General features: G+C 50.8%; 21 protein-coding genes and 12 tRNA genes. 3 read left to right on the forward strand and 30 right to left on the reverse strand.

The features are described 5' to 3' along the window. Positions 1-360: 360 nt before the first annotated feature. The 5 genes from gluQRS to F3H20_RS17965 all read right to left on the reverse strand — a co-directional run bounded on the left by gluQRS (position 361) and on the right by F3H20_RS17965 (position 5,563). Positions 361-1,311, reverse strand: coding sequence for a tRNA glutamyl-Q(34) synthetase GluQRS (gene gluQRS, locus F3H20_RS17945; RefSeq protein WP_223191833.1), 951 nt, complete (start codon positions 1,309-1,311; stop codon positions 361-363). Positions 1,312-1,490: 179 nt separating this feature from the next. Then, positions 1,491-2,894, reverse strand: a complete 1,404-nt coding sequence (locus F3H20_RS17950) for an NAD(P)/FAD-dependent oxidoreductase (RefSeq protein WP_149736238.1) — start codon at positions 2,892-2,894, stop codon at positions 1,491-1,493. A gap of 272 nt (positions 2,895-3,166) precedes the next feature. Then, a complete protein-coding gene (locus tag F3H20_RS17955; protein WP_223191840.1) occupies positions 3,167-4,384 on the reverse strand; it encodes an EAL domain-containing protein in 1,218 nt (405 codons plus the stop codon). Positions 4,385-4,521: 137 nt separating this feature from the next. Beyond that, complete coding sequence (locus F3H20_RS17960; RefSeq protein WP_091749357.1) at positions 4,522-4,863, reverse strand: branched-chain amino acid transporter permease; 342 nt, start codon at positions 4,861-4,863, stop codon at positions 4,522-4,524. After that, positions 4,850-5,563, reverse strand: coding sequence for an AzlC family ABC transporter permease (locus tag F3H20_RS17965; RefSeq protein ID WP_223191834.1), 714 nt, complete (start codon positions 5,561-5,563; stop codon positions 4,850-4,852). Before F3H20_RS17965 ends, F3H20_RS17960 begins: the two co-directional genes overlap by 14 nt. A 217-nt stretch (positions 5,564-5,780) precedes the next feature. Between F3H20_RS17965 and F3H20_RS17970 the strand changes: the two genes are divergently transcribed. Continuing rightward, positions 5,781-6,332, forward strand: coding sequence for a hypothetical protein (locus F3H20_RS17970; protein WP_223191835.1), 552 nt, complete (start codon positions 5,781-5,783; stop codon positions 6,330-6,332). A 42-nt stretch (positions 6,333-6,374) separates the two neighbouring features. Further along, positions 6,375-6,938, forward strand: coding sequence for a signal peptidase I (lepB, locus tag F3H20_RS17975; RefSeq protein ID WP_091749353.1), 564 nt, complete (start codon positions 6,375-6,377; stop codon positions 6,936-6,938). On the opposite strand, the gene F3H20_RS20310 is transcribed toward lepB, so the two are convergent. The 5 genes from F3H20_RS20310 to F3H20_RS17995 are packed head-to-tail and all read right to left on the reverse strand — an operon-like array spanning position 6,935 to position 10,956. Further along, positions 6,935-7,060 (reverse strand): hypothetical protein, encoded by a 126-nt coding sequence (locus F3H20_RS20310; RefSeq protein WP_262501633.1) that lies wholly within the window; start codon positions 7,058-7,060, stop codon positions 6,935-6,937. The two genes, lepB and F3H20_RS20310, sit on opposite strands and share 4 nt — an antisense overlap. Then, positions 7,057-8,181 carry an ABC transporter permease gene (locus tag F3H20_RS17980; protein ID WP_091749350.1) on the reverse strand — a complete coding sequence of 375 codons (1,125 nt, stop codon included), beginning with the start codon at positions 8,179-8,181 and terminating at the stop codon, positions 7,057-7,059. The genes F3H20_RS20310 and F3H20_RS17980 overlap by 4 nt, the downstream gene beginning before the upstream one ends. Then, positions 8,178-9,086 (reverse strand): ABC transporter ATP-binding protein, encoded by a 909-nt coding sequence (locus tag F3H20_RS17985; RefSeq protein WP_223191836.1) that lies wholly within the window; start codon positions 9,084-9,086, stop codon positions 8,178-8,180. The genes F3H20_RS17980 and F3H20_RS17985 overlap by 4 nt, the downstream gene beginning before the upstream one ends. After that, a complete protein-coding gene (locus F3H20_RS17990) occupies positions 9,083-9,985 on the reverse strand; it encodes an ABC transporter ATP-binding protein (RefSeq protein ID WP_149736230.1) in 903 nt (300 codons plus the stop codon). The genes F3H20_RS17985 and F3H20_RS17990 overlap by 4 nt, the downstream gene beginning before the upstream one ends. Further along, entirely contained in the window at positions 9,982-10,956 is a 975-nt protein-coding gene (locus tag F3H20_RS17995; RefSeq protein ID WP_223191837.1) for an HlyD family secretion protein, read from the reverse strand. Before F3H20_RS17995 ends, F3H20_RS17990 begins: the two co-directional genes overlap by 4 nt. Positions 10,957-11,153: 197 nt before the next feature. On the opposite strand from F3H20_RS17995, the gene F3H20_RS18000 reads away from it, so the two are divergent. Next, positions 11,154-11,504, forward strand: coding sequence for an ASCH domain-containing protein (locus tag F3H20_RS18000; protein ID WP_091749341.1), 351 nt, complete (start codon positions 11,154-11,156; stop codon positions 11,502-11,504). A gap of 179 nt (positions 11,505-11,683) precedes the next feature. Here the strand turns inward: F3H20_RS18000 and F3H20_RS18005 are convergent, their stop codons facing one another. The 20 genes from F3H20_RS18005 to F3H20_RS18100 form a co-directional block, all read right to left on the reverse strand. Beyond that, complete coding sequence (locus F3H20_RS18005) at positions 11,684-11,836, reverse strand: aspartyl-phosphate phosphatase Spo0E family protein (protein WP_149736231.1); 153 nt, start codon at positions 11,834-11,836, stop codon at positions 11,684-11,686. Positions 11,837-12,026: 190 nt separating this feature from the next. After that, positions 12,027-12,263, reverse strand: coding sequence for a hypothetical protein (locus F3H20_RS18010; RefSeq protein ID WP_149736232.1), 237 nt, complete (start codon positions 12,261-12,263; stop codon positions 12,027-12,029). Positions 12,264-12,440: 177 nt separating this feature from the next. Continuing rightward, positions 12,441-12,527 (reverse strand) — tRNA-Leu (locus tag F3H20_RS18015). 5 nt (positions 12,528-12,532) lie between these two features. After that, a tRNA-Leu gene (locus tag F3H20_RS18020) sits at positions 12,533-12,615 on the reverse strand. A 204-nt stretch (positions 12,616-12,819) separates the two neighbouring features. Further along, complete coding sequence (locus tag F3H20_RS18025) at positions 12,820-14,148, reverse strand: S-layer homology domain-containing protein (RefSeq protein WP_188128407.1); 1,329 nt, start codon at positions 14,146-14,148, stop codon at positions 12,820-12,822. Positions 14,149-14,521: 373 nt separating this feature from the next. Further along, complete coding sequence (locus F3H20_RS18030) at positions 14,522-15,613, reverse strand: DUF871 domain-containing protein (RefSeq protein ID WP_149736234.1); 1,092 nt, start codon at positions 15,611-15,613, stop codon at positions 14,522-14,524. Between the two features lie 99 nt (positions 15,614-15,712). Beyond that, positions 15,713-16,027: a PTS lactose/cellobiose transporter subunit IIA gene (locus F3H20_RS18035; RefSeq protein ID WP_223191838.1), complete on the reverse strand. Its 315-nt coding sequence runs from the start codon at positions 16,025-16,027 to the stop codon at positions 15,713-15,715. Between the two features lie 107 nt (positions 16,028-16,134). After that, positions 16,135-17,451 (reverse strand): PTS sugar transporter subunit IIC, encoded by a 1,317-nt coding sequence (locus tag F3H20_RS18040; protein WP_223191839.1) that lies wholly within the window; start codon positions 17,449-17,451, stop codon positions 16,135-16,137. 11 nt (positions 17,452-17,462) lie between these two features. Continuing rightward, a complete protein-coding gene (locus F3H20_RS18045) occupies positions 17,463-17,771 on the reverse strand; it encodes a PTS sugar transporter subunit IIB (protein WP_149736235.1) in 309 nt (102 codons plus the stop codon). A 244-nt stretch (positions 17,772-18,015) separates the two neighbouring features. Beyond that, positions 18,016-20,766, reverse strand: a complete 2,751-nt coding sequence (locus F3H20_RS18050; RefSeq protein WP_149736236.1) for a sigma 54-interacting transcriptional regulator — start codon at positions 20,764-20,766, stop codon at positions 18,016-18,018. 304 nt (positions 20,767-21,070) lie between these two features. Beyond that, positions 21,071-21,159: transfer RNA gene (locus F3H20_RS18055), tRNA-Leu, on the reverse strand. Positions 21,160-21,273: 114 nt separating this feature from the next. Beyond that, a tRNA-Gly gene (locus tag F3H20_RS18060) sits at positions 21,274-21,347 on the reverse strand. A 5-nt stretch (positions 21,348-21,352) separates the two neighbouring features. Beyond that, positions 21,353-21,429: transfer RNA gene (locus F3H20_RS18065), tRNA-Met, on the reverse strand. A gap of 7 nt (positions 21,430-21,436) precedes the next feature. Then, a tRNA-Tyr gene (locus F3H20_RS18070) sits at positions 21,437-21,521 on the reverse strand. Between the two features lie 6 nt (positions 21,522-21,527). Continuing rightward, positions 21,528-21,603, reverse strand: a tRNA-Thr gene (locus F3H20_RS18075). 2 nt (positions 21,604-21,605) lie between these two features. Then, positions 21,606-21,681 (reverse strand) — tRNA-Phe (locus F3H20_RS18080). A 22-nt stretch (positions 21,682-21,703) separates the two neighbouring features. Beyond that, a tRNA-Ile gene (locus F3H20_RS18085) sits at positions 21,704-21,778 on the reverse strand. Between the two features lie 24 nt (positions 21,779-21,802). Then, positions 21,803-21,878, reverse strand: a tRNA-Asp gene (locus F3H20_RS18090). 35 nt (positions 21,879-21,913) lie between these two features. After that, positions 21,914-21,989 (reverse strand) — tRNA-Val (locus F3H20_RS18095). Between the two features lie 6 nt (positions 21,990-21,995). Beyond that, a tRNA-Glu gene (locus F3H20_RS18100) sits at positions 21,996-22,070 on the reverse strand. Positions 22,071-22,106 lie beyond the last annotated feature (36 nt).

Genomic DNA, 22,106 nt, shown 5'->3' on the forward strand with positions numbered 1-22,106 from the left:
GCTTTATGGTTTTGGTCGCGACAGGGAAAACTAGGCAGAAAAAAGGCTATTATTGCAGTGGCGAGAAAGATTCTAACGCTTATCTACAAGCTGTTGGAATCTGGCGAGTTTTATGACTCAAATATTGCCTTGCAGGCATGCTCATCGCCACCACGACATAATAGCTTATCTTAACTATATTACGTACGTCTTTATTTTTCAAATATATCCGGTCTTTTACACCTATTCTTTTTTATCTATTGGGATAGGGTTATTTGGGTTTCCCTTTTTCCTGTTTCGTTAATTTTAGTTTTCACAATAACCGTCCACTTTAGAAAACGCCGGACAATGCTGCTCCGACGTTTTTACTTGCTATTCACCTTATCCGTTCAGCAGCCGGCGCCAGCTTTCCCCTGTTATGATCACCGGCTGTTTTTTCACTTTAGCCAGATCAAACCGGGCAATTAACTCACTGGCCGGTAGCGGCCGGAACGCTTCCAGCAGCCCCGCAGCAGTGGCCAGACTGCCCACGATGGTTTCCGGGCGAACACCGCGCTGCCGAAGCGACCGGATAGAAACGTCACCGTGCCGCTTGGACAGACGGTGACCGTCTTCGCCCAGCAGCAGGGGCACATGGGTAAACACCGGCGGCTCCCAGCCCAGCAGACGGTACAGCAGAAGCTGCCGTGGCGTGGAAGCCAGCAGGTCGTCGCCGCGAAGCACATGGGTGATGCGCATCAGAGCATCATCAACCACCACCGCCAGTTGATAGGCAAAGGTCCCATCAGCCCGCCGCAGGACAAAATCACCGATTTCAGCCGCCACATCCTGAGAATGTTCTCCCTGCAGTTGATCGGTAAAAGACACTATACCGGCCGGCACCCTGAGCCGCGCCGCCGGACGGCGGTTAGGCAGCGGTCCCAGCCGGTTCCGGCAGGTTCCCGGGTAGGGCGTCTCCCGGTCAGATCCGTGCGGCGCGGCAGCCGCCAATTCCGCCCTGGTACAAAAGCAGGGATACACTAGATCAGCCACCGTCAACCGGTCAAAGGCCATCTGGTACAGCGCTGTCCGCTCGCTCTGAAAATACGGCCCGTATTCTCCCCCCGTTGCCGGTCCTTCATCCCAGTCCAGCCCCAGCCAGTGCAAGTCCTCCTGCAGCAGCTCAGCATAGCGGGACCGCGAACGGTCAGGGTCCAAGTCTTCCATTCTAAGCACCATCGTCCCGCCGGCAGCACGCACCTGCAGCCAGGCTAGCAAAGCCGCCCAGGCGTTGCCAAGGTGTATTTCGCCGGTGGGGCTGGGCGCAAAGCGACCGCGCATCGTAGCAGTCACCGTCATCCCCTCCTCCGTCTGACAGGTTCTAGGTAACCACTGATTAAATGAACCTGTTGGCCTGGCGAGAGATTTTTTCGTCTGGCAAGGAAGCAAAGCCGCAGAAATAGTTGGGCTATTTCAAGGGTTTTACTGACGCAGCCAGGCGGGAAAAGATCTGTCAGGACGCACAGTCTGAATTAATCAGTGATTACCTTGGCCTGCAGCCGTTTGACAATGGCCCGGGCCGCATGGACACCGCTGGCGCTGGCCTGAGACAGGCCACGGGTGACACCGGCACCGTCACCGATGGCGAACATATTGGTAATTTCCGTTTCCAGCTCACTGGTCAATTTCAGACGGGAACTGTAAAACTTGACTTCCACCCCGTAAAGCAGCGTGTCGTCGTTGGCTGTACCCGGCGCCAGCTTGTCGAGCGCGTAAATCATTTCAATAATATTATCCAGATGACGTTTGGGCAGTACCAGACTCAAATCGCCGGGAACCGCTTTTAGCGTCGGCTTGATAAAGCTCTGCTCCAGCCGGTGCTCGTTGGTCCGGCGGCCTTTGACTAAATCGCCAAACCGCTGCACCAGCACGCCGCCGCCCAGCATGTTAGAGAACGACGCAATGCGCTTGCCGTACTGGTGAGGTTCGTTGAACGGCTCGGTAAACCGGTTGCTGACCAGCAGGGCAAAATTGGTATTTTTGCTGTGCAGTTTTTCGTCACGGTAGCTATGGCCGTTGGCCGTAACAATCCCGTCGGTATTTTCAGCTACCACGTAGCCTTTGGGATTCATGCAGAAGGTACGCACCAGATCGCCGTACTGCTTGGTGCGGTACACCAGCTTAGCCTCATACACTTCATCGGTGATATGCTGGAACACTTCCGCCGGAATCTCCACCCGCACACCGACATCAACCTGATTGTTGAACAGCGGCAGTTTCAGCTTCTTGCACTGTCCGGAAAACCATTCAGAACCGGCCCGGCCCGGTGCGGCAATCAGATAATCGCAGCGGATATCTTCGGCATTATCCACCGTGATGGAAAAGCCCCGGCCTTCTCCCTCCGGCTTGATCTCGGCTACATGACGGTTAAAAATAAAAGTAATCCGTTCCTTTAATACTTCATATATTTTCTTCAGGATTTGCAGGTTGTTTTCGGTGCCCAGGTGACGAACCCGGGCATTTAAGAGGTGTAGGTCAAAGGCCAGCGCCTGCTTGCCAATCGAACTGTTCGCCGTACTGAAATCTTCGGCCGGCGCCCCAAAATCCATGTTGATATCGTCCACATAGGAAATTAAATCCAGAACCTTTTGGTCAGGCAGGTATTCGTTCAGCCATCCGCCAAATTCGGTGGTAAAATTATATTTTCCGTCCGAAAAAGCGCCGGCACCACCAAACCCGCGCATAATGCCACAGGGTTTACAGTGAATACAGTTGTCTACTTTTTTTTCGGCAATCGGGCATTTGCGGGTATAGATGTCCTGACCTTCCTCGATCATAACCACCTGCAGACCAGGCTTCATTTTGCTTAACTCATAGGCCGCAAAAATCCCTGCCGGCCCACCGCCAATAATGGCTACATCATACTTTGCAGTCATCATATTCCCTCACTTTACCTATATTAGATCGAAAACCAAAAGCTATTATACTGTATCTGGCGGAGTATGTATAGCATTTTTTTTGCTACTGGTGCTCCGTCAACTTTGAAACTGAAAGATGATGACGAAATTTTGTCCGTCAGCAACTTCTGCTTTCAAGTTGGTGGAGCACTATATCCGTTTTTTTAATTCCGCCCTGCCACGCTGCCGCTTCGGACTTTCGACGAAGTAACGCAAACCTGCCTGGCGGCGTCAAAGCCGGAAATAGGCCCTCAAAAATCACTGCGCGGTTCAAAATCGGCACAGACGATAAAGCGCCGCCCCTCCCGGTCGGTAAAGGCCGCCGAACTGGTGATGCAGACGTTGCCTGTAGCCAGCGACATGTAGGGTTCGCTGATATAGCAGTCCTTGCCGGCCATCATATGCAAATAGTAATCCTTTAACGACTGATCGGCCCCTTTGCCGGCTACTTGAAACAGTGAATGATTTTTACAGGCCGGATGCCGGGAACTGCAAATGCTGTCGGTTACCTGCACCCCGGCCGCATCGACAATATAAAGGTATTCCATATGGTTATACTGTTCGGCCAGGGCCTGCAGCCTTTTGCTGAAATTCTCGGCGGCACAGCCTTCCAGAACCTGCAGCATACAGGTCATAACCGACTCGCAGACCCGCTGCCGTTTGACGCCCTGCCGTATTTTGTCAATCTTGCTTTTTTTAAACTCCGCGAAAATACTCCCGTTGGCGTATGTCACCGCTCCGTTTAGTTTTTGCGGTTTGGCAAAATAATAGCCTTGCAGCAAATCCGCCCCCAGCTCAAAGCTCATCGTGACCTCTTCCTTGGTCTCCACGCCCTCAGCCACCACCAGCGCTCCGATGCGCCGTGATAAGCTGACCAATGAGGTAAATATTTCCTGCTTATAATAATCATGGCCAATATCGCGACACAAACCGCGGTCAATTTTTAAAATATCCGGTTTAATCTGCAAAATCCGGTCCAGATTGGAATAGCCGTTGCCAATGTCATCAATGGCGATGGTAAAACCATACTCTTTATAATTATGGATAAATTGTTTCAAAGACGCCACATCGCTGGCTTTGGCTTCGACAATTTCGATAACCACCTGTTGCGGCTTGATGCCCGCTTTTTGTACCGCCTCCAGCAAGTGCTTCGACCCGACCGTATCGGCGGCAATTACACCGGTATCGATGTTCAAAAAGAGTAACTCCCTGCAACGTAAACCGGCAAAAGCCTCCAGCGCTTTGGCCCGGCACAGCCGGTCCAGCTCCAGACTAAGCCCGGCGGCGGCAGCCTGGGAAAATAGCGTAACCGGGCTGATCCAGCCTGCCGCTGCGTGATAGCCCCGGGACAGTGCCTCCAGGCCGGCAACTTTATTTTTCTTCGCGGACAAAATCGGCTGAAAGTGTGTTTCAATTTGCTTTTTTTCGACGATCTCTTCAATGAATATACTGTTTCCCTGCTCCGTCACTTTTTCCAAAATAACACCGCCAATATTCATATTTACAAATAAAAAAACAGACTCCCGGCCTGCCAGGAGTCATCATTGACTGTTATGCATAATTATACCATAATTCCCGCCTATTTGCCTGTCAGCAGTTCTCGTTTCTAAATAAACAGGGCCGTCAGAATCCGCGTCTGCACCAGCAGCATATATAGTACGGTGGAACCGAAAATACTCAGCAGCGGATTGCGCTTCCAGGCATGCAGCAGCACAACGGCCAGCACGGCCAGCACCTCATTCAGCCCGTGCGGCACACTGCCCCACTGAATATCTTTCAAACAATACAACACCAGAATGGTCATAATAACCGGCGGTATATATTTTCCGACAAAGAGCAATAGTTCCGGCGGCTGACTGCGATCAAAAAACAGAAAGGGAAACGCCCTGGTAAACAGGGTAATCGCGGCAATCACCGCAATAGCCACATATACGTTATTTAGACTCATCTTGCATAATCCTCCCCCGGAAAACCAGCAGCAGGCCAATCGACAGGACAATGGCTGCCAGCAGCATGTTGCTCTTACCAATGAAGATGATGGACAGCAGGGCACAGCTCCCGCCGATCCAGAACGGAATTTTAGTGGAATAACCGGCAAACTGTTCATAAAGAAGTACGATAAACAGTGCCGTCAGGGAAAACTCCAGTCCGGTGGTGTCAAAGGAAATCAGGCTGCCCGCGGCGGCACCGAGCACGCTGCCCAGCACCCAGTAGCTCTGATTCAGCAAAGACACATAAAAATAGAACAGATCTTTGCGCACCCCCTGCGGCTCCTTTAGTCCGGTCAGTAACGCATAGGTTTCATCGGTTAAGGAAAAAATCATGTATGGCCTGAGCTTGCCGGTTGCCCGGAAAATATCAAACAGCGACAGGCCGTAGACCATATGACGGAAATTAACCAGAAAGGTTACGGTGGCAATTTCGGCCAACCCAGCGTTCTGGATAAAAAAACCTACAGCGATAAACTGGGCCGCTCCGGCGTAGATCACCACACTCATCAGCAAGGCCACCGGCCAGGCATAGCCGGCGTTATAAAGTAGCAGCCCAAAGGCGATACCAATGGCAATATAGCCGAAAAACACGGGCAGCGTCGTCTGCAGCGCCAGCCGCAGGGCAGCGCCGTCCACCCGTTTTTGCATTTCTTTCATACCGGTTAGCACTCCTTTACTTATTTATCGGGAAATCCGGACAAAAAGCAGTGATTCCCGGCTTCTTAAAGTAAGTACACCGTCTTTCCGGCAAATTCCTCCCTGGTACCAGAAAAAAGCCGGCTGCCGGATTATCGGTAAATTTTTACTTCCCCGCTGCCTGCCGTGTGCTATAATATGGCTGTACGAAAAAAACGTCTTAAAGAAGGTGCTCGCTTTGAAATCATTTGCCTGTGTCGGTCTGCTGCTGATGCTGCTATTACTGGCCTCGCCGGCCTGCCTGGCGGCTTCGCCGGAAAGCAACTCTCTGGCCGCCGTAGCCTTGTATATCGATACCTCGGGCCACTACGTCCCCGGCATCGACATGCTGAATAAAGCGCTCAACGAAGTGATCCGCTTTAAAATCAACGCCCTGTTCCTCGGCAGCGAGGTGCAGTCCGGCAATGAAGTGCTGCGTGATTTAGACCGCTGCGGCATTGCCACGGCCGCCGACGCCAGTCCCGAATCGCTGTCGGCCTACGGCGACGCCCGCCATGTCAACTATATCCTGCTGCTGTCCGTCCATCCCCTGGACATATCGATGGATTTAAAAGCCTATTCCACCGTCGACCACAGCTACATTATTGACAAAACACTCACCCGCCCGGACGGCAGTGAAGCCTTGTCTACCCTGGACGCCTTGTCCAATCTGGTAGGCGGCGGCCTAACCGATGTCCTGCAAACCATCCGGACCTCACTGGCCGGCACACCCGAACCGGCAGCCGGCTGATCATGCGCGGAGAAAGCTACCCTACAAACTAGGAGGAACCATATGAAATTACTAACTGAACTCGGCGACTGGCTGTACAGCATTCTGGTCGCACTAGCCCTCGCCCTATTCATCAACATATTCCTGTTTCAGCCGTCTTTGGTCGTCGGACAGTCCATGGAGCCGACGCTGCACGACGGTCAGCGCATCTTTCTGTCCAAGCTCTCTCACACGCTGGGTAAGCTGCCCAACTACGGCGATATCGTCACCATCGACAGCCGCGTCCTCCGTGAACGGGACTGGCAAGACGATATGACCGATCCGTTAATGAACTGGGTCAATCTTTTAACAGGCAAACAGCCCAGTCATACCGTCTGGGTGAAACGGGTTATCGGCAAGCCCGGTGACACCCTGGAATTTAAACAGGGACACATTTATCGCAACGGCGCGCTGCTGGACGAACCCTACATCAAAGAACCCATGCGCAATGTGGCCGACAAGCAGATTACCGTTCCCGACGGCCAGCTCTTCGTGCTGGGCGATAATCGCAACAACAGCAGTGACAGCCGCGTGATCGGTCCCATTCCCCGCAATCATGTCCTCGGCACTATGGTCTTTGGACTTTAGCTGCCCTTAGCCGGCTGACGGCAAATCTTGCGCCCGCCGGCTCTGCCAATATTCAACCCGCAAAAATCCCTGTCCGCAGCTTGAATCAACAGGCTGCGAACAGGGATTTTTTTTGTAATCAACCCAGCTTCTTCTGGAACTTGATGATGCTCGCCGTCAACGCCAGGCCAATAAAAGTAATGAGCGCCAAGGTCTGGCTCCAGAGGAAGGAGAGGCCAATCCCCTTCAGCACGATACCACGCATGATTTCCAGATAGAAAGTCAGGGGAATCACTTCACCCAGGCAGTAAAACAAGGTCGGCATGGCCTCGCGGGGAAACATAAAGCCCGACAACAAAACGCTGGGCAAAAAAATGAAAAAAGACATCTGCATGGCCTGCATCTGCGTTCTGGCCATCGTGGAAATCAGCACGCCCAACGCCAGGGAGGCAATGATAAAGAGCGTCGTCAGGGCATATAAGAGGCCAATGCTGCCCCGCAGCGGCAGGTCGAAGACCAGGATGCCCACCAACAAGGCCAGTGTCGCCTGCACATAGCCGACAAATACATAAGGGATTATTTTCCCCAGCATCAGCTCATAGGATTTCATCGGCGTGACAATAAGCTGTTCCAGTGTCCCCTGCTCCCGTTCCCGGACAATCGCCATTGACGTAATCATCACCATGGTCATCGTCAGGATAATGCCCAAAATCCCCGGCACCATATAAAAGGCGGAAACAAAATCGGGATTGTACCAGGGTCTAATCCGGATATCATAGGGCTGTTCCATTCCGGTAATGCCGTTATTCGCCATTTTGCGCAGCAAAATCTCCTGCGATTTAAGCTGGCCGATCATCTGCGCCGTGCTGATCGCCGACGAAGCGGCCATCGAGTCGGAAGCGTCGACAATCACCTGTACGGCGGCGCTGCGGCCATGCTTGGCATTTTCACTGAAATCCGGCGGCAGGACAATCCCCACCTTGGCCTTGCCGGCCTCAATCGTATCGTTCACATCCTGGAAACTGTCCGCCACATATTTGATGTCAAAATAATCACTGGCCGTAAACGACGCCAGCAAATCGCGCCCCTCCTGACGGTGGGACTGATCAAACACAATGGTTGGCAGATGCTTGACATCCGTGTTGATGGCAAAGCCAAACACCAGCAGTTGAATGACCGGCAGCCCGACCATCATAGCAAAGGTGAGCCGGTCACGCCGCATTTGAATAAATTCTTTCAGCAAAATAGCCCAGAGGCGTTTCATCGTGCCCCCTCCTTTCGCCGGGACTGAACATAATAGACAAATACATCCTCCAACGAAGGGTTAATGATACGGTAAGCAAAAGACTCATACCGTATCAGGTCCTCCGGCGTGACCAGCACATGTACCGTTAAACCATAGGGATAGCGGTCCAGGCAGGGTACATTGTCCTTTGCCATTTGCTGCATCAGCGCAATCGGATCATCGGTGGGAATTTCCAGCAGCCGTCCGGGCAAAGCGCCCTTTAAATTTCCCGGACTGTCATCGGCAATCAGATCTCCTTCGAAGATAAAACCAATCCGGTCACAATGTTCCGCCTCATCCATAAAATGGGTTGTAACCATAATGGTGGTACCCTCTGCAGCAAGCTGATAAATAATATCCCAGAACAGGCGCCGGGAACGGGGATCAACCCCGCCGGTCGGTTCATCCAGAAACAGCAGGGAAGGCTTGTGCAGTATGGCACACCCTAAGGCCAGACGCTGTTTCCAGCCGCCGGACAAACTGGCTGTCAGATCCTGTCTGCGTCCGGTGAGCCCGGCCATGTCCAGCATTTCCTCTATACGCTTCTTCCGTTCGCCCGTGGACAAACTATACAGCCCGGCATAAAATTGCAGATTTTCCTCTACAGCGAGGTCATCATACAGGCTGAATTTTTGTGACATGTAGCCCAACTGGCTCTTAACCGCATCGCGATTTTTTCTAAGGTCAATTCCCAGAATTTCCCCATAACCGGCTGAAGGCTCTAAAATACCGCATAGCATTTTAATGGTTGTTGACTTTCCCGAACCGTTGGGACCCAGAAAACCGTAAATACTGCCTTTTTCAATCTGTAAATTCAAATCCCGCACTGCAGTAAAATCGCCAAACCGCTTGGTTAATCCGTGTGTTGTTACGGCATACATCATGAGCCCCCCTCACCGGCTAAGGAAACAAAGACGTCCTCCAGGACCGGCTTTACTTCCCGCATCGCCAGAATCGGAATGCCGGCAGAGTCCAGCACCTGCTTAATGGCCGCAGCGACTGTCTCATATTCATCCACCACAATGTGATATTTGTCGCCAAACGAATTAATATCGCGAATAGCCACACCTGCCAACTGTCTTTTTAGGGCTTTACTGTTTGTCTCCAGTTCTATGATTCGGTACGGATACTGTTCCTTTAACTGCTGCGGCGTACCCACCGCCGTCAGCGAACCGTTATGCATAAAAGCAATCCGGCCGCACAGCTCGGCTTCATCCATGTACGGCGTTGACACAAACACCGTCGTTCCTGTCTGGTTCAGCCGGTACAGCACTTGCCAAAACTCCCGGCGCGACACCGGATCAACGCCGGTGGTCGGCTCATCAAGAAACAGCAGCTTAGGCTGGTGCATCAACCCGGCAGCCAGTGCCAGCTTTTGCTTCATGCCGCCCGACAGGTTGGCTGCCAGCCGCTCCTTAAACGGCAGTAACTGGGTCATGGCCAGGATGTCATTTGCCAATAGCTCGATTTCCCGGCCGGAGGAACCGTATAAAGCGCCCATCAGCCGGATATTCTCCATTACCGTCAGATCGCCGTACAGGCTGAACCGCTGCGGCACATAACCGATATGAGCTTTTACCCGTTCCATATCCTGTTCGCCCAATACGGTAATGCGTCCCGCCGACGGTGTCATCACTCCTGTCATCATCCGGATGGTCGTCGTCTTGCCGGCCCCGTCGGGACCGACCAGCCCGAAAATCTCGCCGGGCTGTACCGCAAGAGAAATCGCATCGACAGCTTGCCGGCCCCCGAACACCTTGCCGACCGCCTCCAGCCGGATCATGGGATGATCACATCTGCCGGCAGCCCCGGCTTTAAAATGCCCTCGGCGTTATCCACTTTGACCTTGACGGCAAAAACCAGATTGGCCCGCTCCCGCTGTGTGATGCTTTGGCGGGGATTAAATTCAGCATTGCTGCTGATCTCCTTGATGGTGCCCGCAAACACCCGGCCGGGAAAGGCGTCCACTTTGACCTCGGCCGCCTGCCCCACGGCAATCAGCGCCAACTGGGCCGAAGGAACATATACTTTGACCCAGCAGTCGTTCATATCCCCCACTGTCGCAATGGGTGCTCCTGCGTTAACATACTCGCCCTGTTCAAAGTTCTTGGTTAACACCAGTCCCGTTAACGGACTGGTGATCACTGTGTCGGCTACCGCTGACCGGCTGGCGTCGACAATGGCCTGACACCGTTTGACCTCTTCCTGCTGCGCCTGGATTTCGTCCGGCCGGTTGCCTTCCTCGGTCAGGCTGCTCTTGGCCTGGGCCGCCACCAGCGAATTGTAGGCCACGTCATAAGCGGAACGGATGCTCTCCAATTGCTGGGCGGCAATAGCACCCTGGTGGTAGAGAACGGTATAGCGTTCCAGATCATGCTTCGCCTTGTCAAATACCGACTGGGCGGCAGCCATATCGGCTGTCGACGCGGTTTTCTCCTGCTCCCGGGACCCCTTCACCAAATCCTGAAGCTGTACTTGGGCTTTGGTCAGCGCCGCCTCGTCCCGCAAAAGCTGGGCTTCCAAATCGGATCGGGAGATGCGGGCCACTACCTTGCCGCTTTCCACCGAATCACCGGCTTCCAGCAACAGCTCGGTAAGATAGCCGCCTACCTTAGGAGTAATATCCGCCCGGGTGACCTCAATTGTTCCGGTAGCCGTGATGCCCTTTTCCGTCTGCCGCAGCAGCTTATACCCTGCCGCTCCGGCAAGCAGTGCAAAGCAAAGCAAACCGGCAAGAATTTTTCGGTTGATCATCTCAGCATCTCCTAACTATACGCCAATCAAGCGTGCTACTATTTAATCATTTGATTAAATAGTAGCACGCTCATTCTGCGGTGTCCAGCTTATTTTTCCCGTTGCCGCATTTCCCTTTGATAAACCGGGGGAAATATCATATAATAAAGTTGTAGTTTATGGAAATTTTTCAATTCTACTTAAAAGGAGCAAAGTTTATGTATGCACTTAACTTTCAGTCACCTAATCACAAAAAGCTGTTGCTGGAGCGCAAAAAGAACTGTACTGTCCGCCTAGGCGATGTGAGTGACGTATATCTGGAAAATTCGGTTGTCTGGATTACTGTAGGCAAGCCTTTCCAATCCAAACGCAAATTATATACCGCCATTATTGACCGGGTGCTGACCAAAAAATTCTCCGAGCTGACCACTCATGACTTAGACCATCAAAATCCGGAAATTGAAACCGTTGACGAGCTGGCGGTCTTCTTTGAAAAGGTATATCAAAAATCCATCAGCCTGGAAGATATCGTCACCGTCATTTATTTCTCCGAAATCATTGACGAATAAACATAAGCCTATACATAAAAACAAGCGCCCAGAGCGCTTGTTTTTATGTATAGGCTTATTCCGACTGCTTACATTTCTCCAGCTACTGCTTCCCGTATCATATCGTCAAGTACTGTCACGTATTTTTCCGTTAAGCTAATCTGTGGTCTTACCACTATCGAAGGCCGCATACGAATCGGTCAGTTCGCCGCTGCCACGGTCCGTACCAGAAATTTAACGATTAAAACATCCAGATTCCGGCTTTCCGCCAGAACCTCCGGATGCTGCAACCCTTTCTCCATCCCCAGTTTGACCAAATTTCGACGCATTTTTTCAATTTCCTCGGCTAACATAGCTTTCGTTCCTCTTCCTTCCACGTTTACAACAAAAACATGTCTTATTATAGTCATTTTGCCATATAATGTCAACTATTTTCTGTCATTCTCCGGCAAAAATTTCCTGTTGTTTTCCAGGTGTTCAAGGGCGCTTGCTTCTCCCAAAATAAAAAGAGCCCGTAGGCTCTTTTCGGCACATAAATCAGAATCATTCCCATTGAAACTCAAGCGTAAGCGTCAGTTCATCACCATCAGGACGGATATTATAGTAGGAGCAATGGGAAATAAGCTTTTGAAACGACCGTATCTGCTTGGGAGATTCACCAACAATCTCAGGAACCCGAATGGTGATAAGTGCTTTATTATTAAAATTTTCAACAACACTGACATTATTGGATACCAGCTTAATCCCAGTCAGAATGCGGATAAAGGTTGCCCGTTTCATCGATGGCTCCCTCCTTGCCTTGATAGTTATATTTGTATTATAGCACAACTTATCCCCTTTCGGGGTCCCAGTTTATTAAATCGGCACGGGAAAATCCAGGGAGCTGCCGATTTATGAGCCTGACCGGGAGAAAACAAAAAACCCACAGCCGCAGCTATGAGTTTCATCTTTTAAAGTTGGTGCCGGAGGTCGGACTCGAACCGACACGGAGTTGCCCCCGGCAGATTTTGAGTCTGCTACGTCTGCCAATTACGTCACTCCGGCAAGTATGGTGCGGGAGAAGGGACTTGAACCCCCACGGTCACCCGCCAGATCCTAAGTCTGGTGCGTCTGCCAATTCCGCCACTCCCGCAGTTGTTGTGTAACACCAACTTCTATATTATATTCTTACCATAGATAATTGTCAATAAATAAATTATTACCAAAAGAAGTACGGCTGCCCTCCAAGGGGCAGCCGTACTTCCTTTAGCCATGTATGGGGGTTCCAGTATGAGATAATAGCCTTGAAGTGTACTTGCTTGTAGCTGACAGGCCGGAGAAACCCCAGGCCCCGGGCTTAATAGCTGAACGTCAGATCCCAGCCGAATTTTTGCCCTTTTTCATCACTTTTAAGGTTTTTGTAATCGCCGTACCAGGCTTCGGCATAGCAGTTGGTGCTTACCGGATGACCGAGGATCAGACGATAGCCCTTATGACCGGAGTTATTGTATTCATCGCCCCAGAAGGTGGTATGGTTGCCATTTTCGATCGGCAGATCGATATTGGCTTCCTGTTTCCAGTACTGTACGAATACATCACTCTTGTTCAGCTTTTTGTAGAGTTGCAGTTTATACATTTTGTTGTCATTATCGGCTTCGCTGTTCCGGCCAAAGCCGCCCGACAGATTGATACCGCTGTCGCCTAAATTGGCGCCGGCTGTTACCGCAAGGATTTTAGTTTCTTTATTGCTAGCCAGCGCGTGACTGCCCGTCAGGTAGTGGGCGCCTACATCCACCGTGCCCAATTTGGAGTTGATTCCGACATAATTGATCTGGGTGTCCTGAGTCTGGCGGCTAAATTCGACATTGCCGCCGTCACCCACCGTCGCCTGCAAGCCCGGCCAGTTGGCATTGGTTTCATACCGGCCATGGATCATCTGCAGACTGGTTTTATCGTCCAGCTTAGTCGTGTAATCAACGGCCCGCAGATAGTCATCGCCCAGGAAACCGCCGGCCAGCCATACGGCCTCTTTACCGAAGTTCAGGGTGTTCTTGGTATCCGGCTTATAGGTCACATAAGCCAGACGGGTGAATACACTCTCCTGGTTGCCGTTGTTATAGGCTCGTCCAAAGTTGTTATTGTTTTGGGCGCTGAAATCATCCCAGTAGGTTTTGGTTTCCAATTGGTGCAAGATAGACAATTTGTCACTGATCTGCTTTTCAAAAGTCATCCGGTATTCCAGCTCGTATTCATGCATGGAATCGTTCGCTTTGGCCGTAGTATTGCCATAGGTATTTTCCGTCTGGAACCAGTTGGTGATTTTCATATCCTTCACACCGGCCGTATGTTTTTCCAGATTATCCACGCGAATACCCAGGCTGTTTAATTCCTCACTGTATTCGGCCGACAGTTTGTCAATCAGCGCTTTCTGTTCCTGGTTGGCCATTTTCTCGTGAGAAATGGCCCGGCCAACCACCTGAGCCATCTCGTACCGGGTCATAGGCCGGTCGCCGCGGAAGGTGTTGTCATTGTACCCGTCGGCAATACCGGCATCGGCCAGCTTCTGCACGGCGTCATAGGCCCAGTGTCCTTTTGGCACATCGTCGAAGGGATTAGCCAGGGCGGTGCCGGTCGTCAAGATACCGGCGGCAATCAGACTTAGCACTAACTTTTTGTTTACTCGCATGCTCTCTCTCCTCAATATCATATAGTCGCTCTACAAAGTGCCGGCAAGAGAAAGCCTTTCGTAAGTTACCACGTTTCCTTAGTCCGTTTTCTCTGCTTGTACTTTGTATGGCTTGCAATCATATATAAATGCAAGACTCATACCAACGCATGCTTTTTAAAAAAAATTATTAAAAATCCCGTCAAGCCGCTATTTATCTGCCTTCCAGCAACGCAAGCTCTCTTTCCCTTTAAGAAAAAATGCTAATCAGTGTGTAATTTCCGCTGCACAGTTTTTATTTCACCTTATAATTGGCCCTGGTTCTCCTGCACACAACGGTGGTTTACAGAAACCCGGCAGCGAGAACTTCGCTGCCGGGTTTCTGTTGTGCCAACTATTTGATTTCACTAAACTTAAACTTCATCCAAGGCTCCAGATAGTCAAGGAGGAACCATTCGTCCGGTACGATCCGGGCAACCACATTGGTCTTGCCGCTGTTCTTCATTGGCCGGCGGGCAATTTGCAATTCACCGGCATACCGCTGATACAGTGAGGATTCAATAAGCACATCACCCGGTTTGATATCAGGCGTATGAAATGGCGGAAAATCATGGCCTTTATATTTTACCCTAGACTGGGTGGACCGGATAACATAGTCCGATACATCGCCCCGGTTGAAATGGATTTCTTCCAAAACGATTTTCTTCTCCAGCTCCGGTATCCCGTCAACAAAGGAAATGGCGAACTCGGGCATATATTTGTCGACCTGGCTGAGTTCCGCCAGTTCACTTTCCGTGGCAAAGGCATTGGCGATGATGACATCATCAATCAGATTGGTGGCAAATAAATGCTTGGCCTGCACAGTCAGCGGCAGGCTGCGGTGTTCCTCCAGCGTGCACAGACCTTCGGTCACCGGCCAGGGTCCATGCTGCGCCCCCGGCGCATTGACAAAGGCGGCTGTCCGGATACCCAGTTCTTTGAACTGCCGGCTGCACCGGATAAAATGTTCATAGCCCAGACCGGTATAGATATGAGGATAAAAGTTATGGCAACCCAGAATGTTCTCCTTATTAGGCCGGTGGGACAGAATATTGTCCACATACTTTGTGCCATTGCTGGCATTCAGTTCGATTTTTAACCCGTACGGATTAAAGCTCATGACCGACTCTTCCATACCGCTAAAGCCCAGATCCAGCCGGATTCCGTCCAAGCCCAGGTCTTTAAAGAAACGCAGGTTGTCGAAAGATACCCCGAATTTCTTAAACACTGCCGGCTCTACATCGCCGATAATCTCCATGCCGCAGCGCTTGGCCACGGCGGTAAGCTGCTTAAACTCATCGATCACCGTTTCCAAAGGCTTGTCTTCCTCGGAAATCAGGCAGGTAAAAATGCGCTGGTAGCCATAGCGGGCAGCCCGCTCCAGATAAGCCAGGTTATCCTCCAGCCGGGCCTGGCTTGGATAAACAGATACTCCTAATTTTCTCATACGTTTCCTCCTTTTTGTAATCGTCCTTCACGACTGGCGCGGAAAAATGAATGCTTCGGCGGAAAGACTGTGTCTCCCGCCAAAGCATTCACCGTAACTTTACAGTCTGGCATACAAGTCGACAAACTCAGCGGCAAGATCCCGTACTGTCATAGCCGTCATCAAATGATCCTGGGCATGTACCATCAGCAATGACACCTCGGTTTTTTTACCTCCCGCCTCGGCCTGAATCATACCGGTTTGCACGCGATGCGCCTCACCTAAGCTTTCGTTGGCCGCCGTAAGCAGTTCCTTCGCCTGGGCAATCTCCCCCCTTTTTGCATTGTGTATCGCCTCCAGGGCCGACGACTTGGCTTCACCGCTCTTAACGATGATTGTCATGATAAGGTGTTCCATATTTTCTGTTTCTTTCATGGTTAACTTCCTTCCCGGCGCATCACTTAGATCACCTGTGATTCTAGTCGTCCGTAAGCCCTAATTCTATAGCTTTAGAGGTTACAGACCACTGTACCTTATTAGTCTTATCCTCTTATATTTGCTCCCACGGACTGGACGGTTTGCTGTTCGGCTTTCGCCTCATGGCGCTCTCCTAAGATGACAAAGGGGATGTAAAGGACTACGGCAATTGCCAGATTGATAAGCGACAACAGCGCGCCCATAATCGAACCGGTTACCAGGAAACCGCCAATCACCGGCGGAGTCGTCCAGGGAACCATCGCAACGGTTCTGGGAACGATGCCGCTTGAAATAGCCACATAGGTGGTAATGGTCAAGATAATCGGCGTCAGCACAAAAGGAATTAAGTAAATCGGATTTAACACAATCGGCATGCCAAACATCATCGGTTCGTTAATATTAAAGGCCACCGGACCGGCCGATAATTGGGCGATATTGCGATTGCTCTTGCGTTTGCCGGCAATGAACACGGCAGCAACCAGGCCGATGGTGCAGCCGGCGCCACCCATCCAGACAAAGGCATCAAAGAACGGCATGGTCACGATATGCGGTATAGGCAGTCCGGCCTGGAACGCCGCCACATTGTCATTGATCGCCGGCAGATAGACGGCATTCAATAGCGGACCGAGGATATTCGTGCCATGGAGGCCGAAAAACCAGAGAATATGCACCAGGAAAGCGACCAGCATAGCCGAGCCTATATGATCGGCCAGACCGGCAATCGGTGCCTGAATGGCTTTAAAGATGGCATCATGGATATTGGGTATGCCCACAGCGACCGTCAGTACTTTAAACAGGCAGAAGAGCGTCAGTACGATGACCGCAGGAATCAGCGAAGCAAAAGATTTAGCCACCGCCGGCGGCACACCCTCGGGCATTTTGATAATCAGTTTGGAATTACCGGCCAGCCGGACAAAGACTTCCGTAGCAACCAGAGCAACAAACAGGGCGACAAACAGTCCCTGCGCTCCCAGAAAACCAAACGGCAGCGCCCAGTCCTTTTCCGATGCGGTGTACAGCATCAGCAGCGAGCCGAACGAAACCAGCCCGGCCGCCAGACCATCGGCCTGATATGATTTAGCCAGATTGTAGCTGGTGCTGAAGGTGACCAACAGAGACATAATGGCAAACGTTCCGTTCCATAAGTTTACGCCGAAACTTTTCCATCCTTCACCGAAAATACTGACCATTGCTTTTTGATAAAACTCTATGGGAAAACTATTCAGTAATACCGCCATGGCACCGACCATGATTAAAGGCATAATGGCCACAAAGCCGTCTCTGATTGCTACCAAATGCCGCTGCGAGCCGATACGCCCGGCCACCGGCACAAAATATTTTTCTAAAAATGCAATAATCGGACCCATCTTTTTATTTTCCACCTTTCCTTCTGCTATTTACCGATCAGTTCCAGGGCGCGCTGTAACACTTTGTCCCCGTTCATGGTGCCGTAATCAATGCTGTTGATTACTTCCACCGGAGTGCCCTTAGCCGCCAGCAAGTCCTTGATTTTCCCCAGCAAATATCTTACCTGCGGCCCTAACAAAACGATGTCGGCACTGTCAATCACCTTGGCCAGTTCAGCCTCGGCTACCGCGGCGATTTTAGCCTCAACGCCCCGCTCTTTGGCTGCCGCGGTCATCTTCATCACGAGCAGGCTTGTGGACATGCCCGCGGAACAAACCAGAAATATGTTATACATCCATGCCTCTCCTTTCTTTCGTTTGCTTACAGCCAGGCGACGTCTACAAAAAAGATTATTGCCAGTTATGCTTTCGCCGGCTATAGCCTGCTTGCTTACACCATTTATGTATTGCAAGCAACATGCCAAGTTTTCCGGTGGTAAAAATAAAAGAAAGGGTCCTTAAAAGCCAGTCATATCAAGCCTTCTCCTCATAACGGCAAAGCGAAATAGTGTGCAAGTTATCTGCACACTATTTAAAAACCTACACAGTATGGCCCATTTCCAGTATACCATTCTGTTTATCGCTGCCTAAATCATTTTCCAGGCACATCTTTACAATATAAGCAATTTCATCCTCGGTCATTTTTATCTGATACCGTTCTTCCAGTTCTTTAAAGCTTTGCTGCGCTATCTTAAACTCCTGCGTGTGCTGTCGCTTGTACTCGGCAACATTGGCAAACACTGTGGCTTTGCCCTGGTGGACCAGCTTATCCACCAGGAATCCAATATGCAACAGCATACCGATCTTCACATCCCCTGGCAGGGAAAGATTCAGACGCTTTTCCAGTTCGTCAATAATTTCCCGCACCTCATCGAACAGCTCTTCTACATCCATGCCTCGAACATATTTTTTAAGCGACATTTTTTTCAGGGAACGCTTGATTTTGACATATTCCTGTTCCTTTTGCACCAACTGGGCAATCTGGTCCAGCCCGTCACCGGCCAGCACATCGGATGCCGAAAAGGAAGGTATCTTTTCCAGCGGCACATTCACCGTACCGACAATGGCAATAATACGATGGTGTTTGCTCAACTCCTGAATCCGGCACAGGAAGTCATTATGGTCAAGAATATCCATGGCTTTAATCTGAATTTGCTCCTGCGACTTAAGCGACTGGCCGATCAGTTCCTTCAAGTGCAAGGCGGCACCTTCCCCGGTAAAGCAGGCAGTAATAATCAGCAGCTCCTGCTCGGTTTTCTTGTCGGTATGCCGCTGTATCCGGTATAGGCCGAGCTCCTGGCAGGAACGGTACACCTCGGACAGCTCGCAGCCGGCCAGTGCCTTGCGACAGGCTTCAATGACAACTGGCGTGCTGGCCATATCGATGCATTTGACCGGAATACCCGTATCCTCTGTCAGCATATCGGCAAAATTACTGAGCGAACCCATATCGACCAGCAGCAATATGCCTTTGCCATTATGAATCTCCAGAATTTTTTCCTTGGCTTGCTCGTACATTTTTTCCACTTTCATGTTCAATACCATATCAAGACTATGAGCATGTTTTTCGCCCAACAGATGGTTGGCTACCTGGGCCATACTGCTGGCCGTGGCATGGCCATGCATAATGACCAGCACCTGTACCCGCTGGATATGCTTGTTTTCCCGTTGATACACGCTGGAGGCCAGGAACATGGTAAGATAACCGATTTCGTCCAGCGGGATTTCCACATCCAGCTTCATATCGATCATTTTGGCAATTTTTATGGCCACCAGAAATTCATCGGCCGACTGTTTGCGGATCTTATCCAGTTGAGGATGGTAAATGTAGGTTCCGGCCCGGATTCGTTCAATACTTTTATTCAAATGCAGCGCCAGTCCGTAATACACCTTCTCGTCATACTCCCGGTTCAGTTGCTCCTCGGCATAGGCCAAAACCTCTTCCACCGCATTGACAATCTTCATATCCACAACCTTGGCAATTTCCTCTTTACGGAATTTCTCCGGCAGATCGCTGATATATTTTCTAAAGTAACTTTCAATATCCACATTTAAAAGCTCATGAATTTCCGGTTCGGTAAAGCCCCGCTTTTTCAGGTATTCCAGTTTGCTCTCAATAATGTCGTAAAAATAGGCGCCTTTTTCCGCCGCCTCTGCCTCCGTACACAGCTTCCGTTCCACCGGCTTGTCCTGATAAGAGAATACCAGAATATCCTCAGTCTGGGTGAGCAAAGCATTAATTTCGGCTCGGTGTTCCTGTAGATTCAAAATGCCCCTTTTGACCCTGGCATGCAGTTCCGCTTGGTCAATCAGAATGTAGCTGCGGTTTTCCGACTTATAGCGCAGAAAAGCCTTGGCACAGGCAAGCTGAATATCGCTTTTTAATTGGCCGATATTATTGGGACAGTCATAAAGCAACAGGGAAATCAGCGCATTATATTGGACGTAAATATCCTTTTCCAGGCGCTTAGCCTCGCTGCGAATAAACTTACCAATCAAAAAGTACCGTTCTTCCAAGCTGCGTTCATTCAGGGACGGCAGGGTTATGGTCATCGGAATACGCCGGGTAAAGGTTTTTAGCAAATGAGACTGAGGGTCTTCGGTCGTAGCGGCAATAAGCTGCACCTCGGAATACACCAGTTGTCCCGTTTCCCCCAAAGGGCGGAAATACCCCTTGTCGATAAAGGTAAACAACATCTCCTGCCCCTGGGGCGACAGACGGTGCACCTCGTCCAGAAAAAAGACGCCCTGATCGGCCTTTTTTAGCAGCCCATCCCGGTCACTTTCGGCCCCGCTGTAGGCTCCCTTTTTCACGCCGAAAATCTGGGCCATGACTAACTGGGGATTGTCAGCGTAGTCGGCGCAATTAAATCGGATAAACGGCGCGTCCTCGGCGATCATCTTCGTTTCCCTGGCAAACTGATACATCACCTCGGCAAACATTGATTTCCCGACCCCGGTTTCCCCCAAGATCAAGGTGTGCAGTCCGCGCGGCGGATAAAGAACGGCCGCCTTGGCCTGCTGAATCGGTACCTGCAGACTCCGGTCGGCACCGACAATCATATCCAGACTGCTTGCCTTATCTTTCAGCATTTCTTTTTTAGCCGGCCGGTACAAAACAGGCCGGCCGTTGATTTTTTCCACCAGCTTATCATTACACAGTTGATTTAAGTAACGGCTGACATTGGTCCGGTCCAGCCCCACCCGTTCACTCAGTTCACTGGCGGAAATACCGTTGCCGCTAGCTTTCCACTCGAGCAGTACATTGTAAATATCATCGACTTTTCCCATCCGCATCACCTGCACTATTACCGTATTTTTCCGTACATTAGGCACCATTGCTTTGTTGCAAACTGTGCAATCGATTATCTGCTAAATTCAACTTTATTATATCGGCAAATGGAAAAAAGTGAAAGTAATAAAATTCTTTTATCCGCCTTATGGCCAAAAAGTGAATAACTATACCGTAGTCTACGCTATACGGCTTATTAGCCAATGGTATGTATACCTCGCCAGACTCATACGATTCTCGCCACAAAAACAAAAAAACCTCTGACTAAATCAGAAGTTATAGATTATTCAGCATAAATAAAATTGGTGCGAAGGGAGGGACTTGAACCCTCACGGGAAGTAATTCCCGACAGATTTTAAGTCTGTTGTGTCTGCCGATTCCACCACCCTCGCAGGTGTAAAAGTGCAGCCGGTCTTGCAGGCCGCTCAAATTTCATTTCTTGATATTAAAAAAGATTGCAGAAAACCTGCAATCGCCAGTTCAGCTTCTTTTCCCGCAAACGTATATGGAGCGGGTGAAGGGAATCGAACCCTCGTAGCTAGCTTGGAAGGCTAGTGCTCTACCATTGAGCTACACCCGCATATATGGTGGCGGCGCAGGGATTTGAACCCCGGACACTGCGGGTATGAACCGCATGCTCTAGCCAACTGAGCTACGCCGCCGAATACATGGTGGAGAGAGCTGGATTCGAACCAGCGAAGGCGAAGCCGGCAGATTTACAGTCTGCTCCCTTTAGCCACTCGGGAATCTCTCCGGAATATGGAGCTGGCGAGAGGAATTGAACCCCCAACCTGCTGATTACAAGTCAGCTGCTCTACCAATTGAGCTACGCCAGCAATGGTGCCTCAGGACAGAATCGAACTGTCGACACGAGGATTTTCAGTCCTCTGCTCTACCGACTGAGCTACCGAGGCAAAGTCTATATGCTATGATATATGGTGGGCCCACCTGGGATCGAACCAGGGACCGACCGGTTATGAGCCGGTTGCTCTACCGCTGAGCTATAGGCCCGCGATACTGAGTAGAAAAATAAAATGGCGACCCGGAAGGGACTTGAACCCTCGATCTCCGCCGTGACAGGGCGGCATGTTAACCACTACACCACCGGGCCGTACTTAGGCCGAACTAATCAGCCAAATATGTGATTGGTGGGCGATGACAGGATCGAACTGCCGACATCCTGCTTGTAAGGCAGGCGCTCTCCCAGCTGAGCTAATCGCCCGTAATATGGTGACCCGTGGGGGAATCGAACCCCCGATACCGCCGTGAAAGGGCGGTGTCTTAACCGCTTGACCAACGGGCCATAAGTGGTGATCCACCCGCGACTCGAACGCGGGAC

This window comes from Propionispora hippei DSM 15287, from assembly GCF_900141835.1.
GTDB classification, from domain to species: domain Bacteria; phylum Bacillota; class Negativicutes; order Propionisporales; family Propionisporaceae; genus Propionispora; species Propionispora hippei.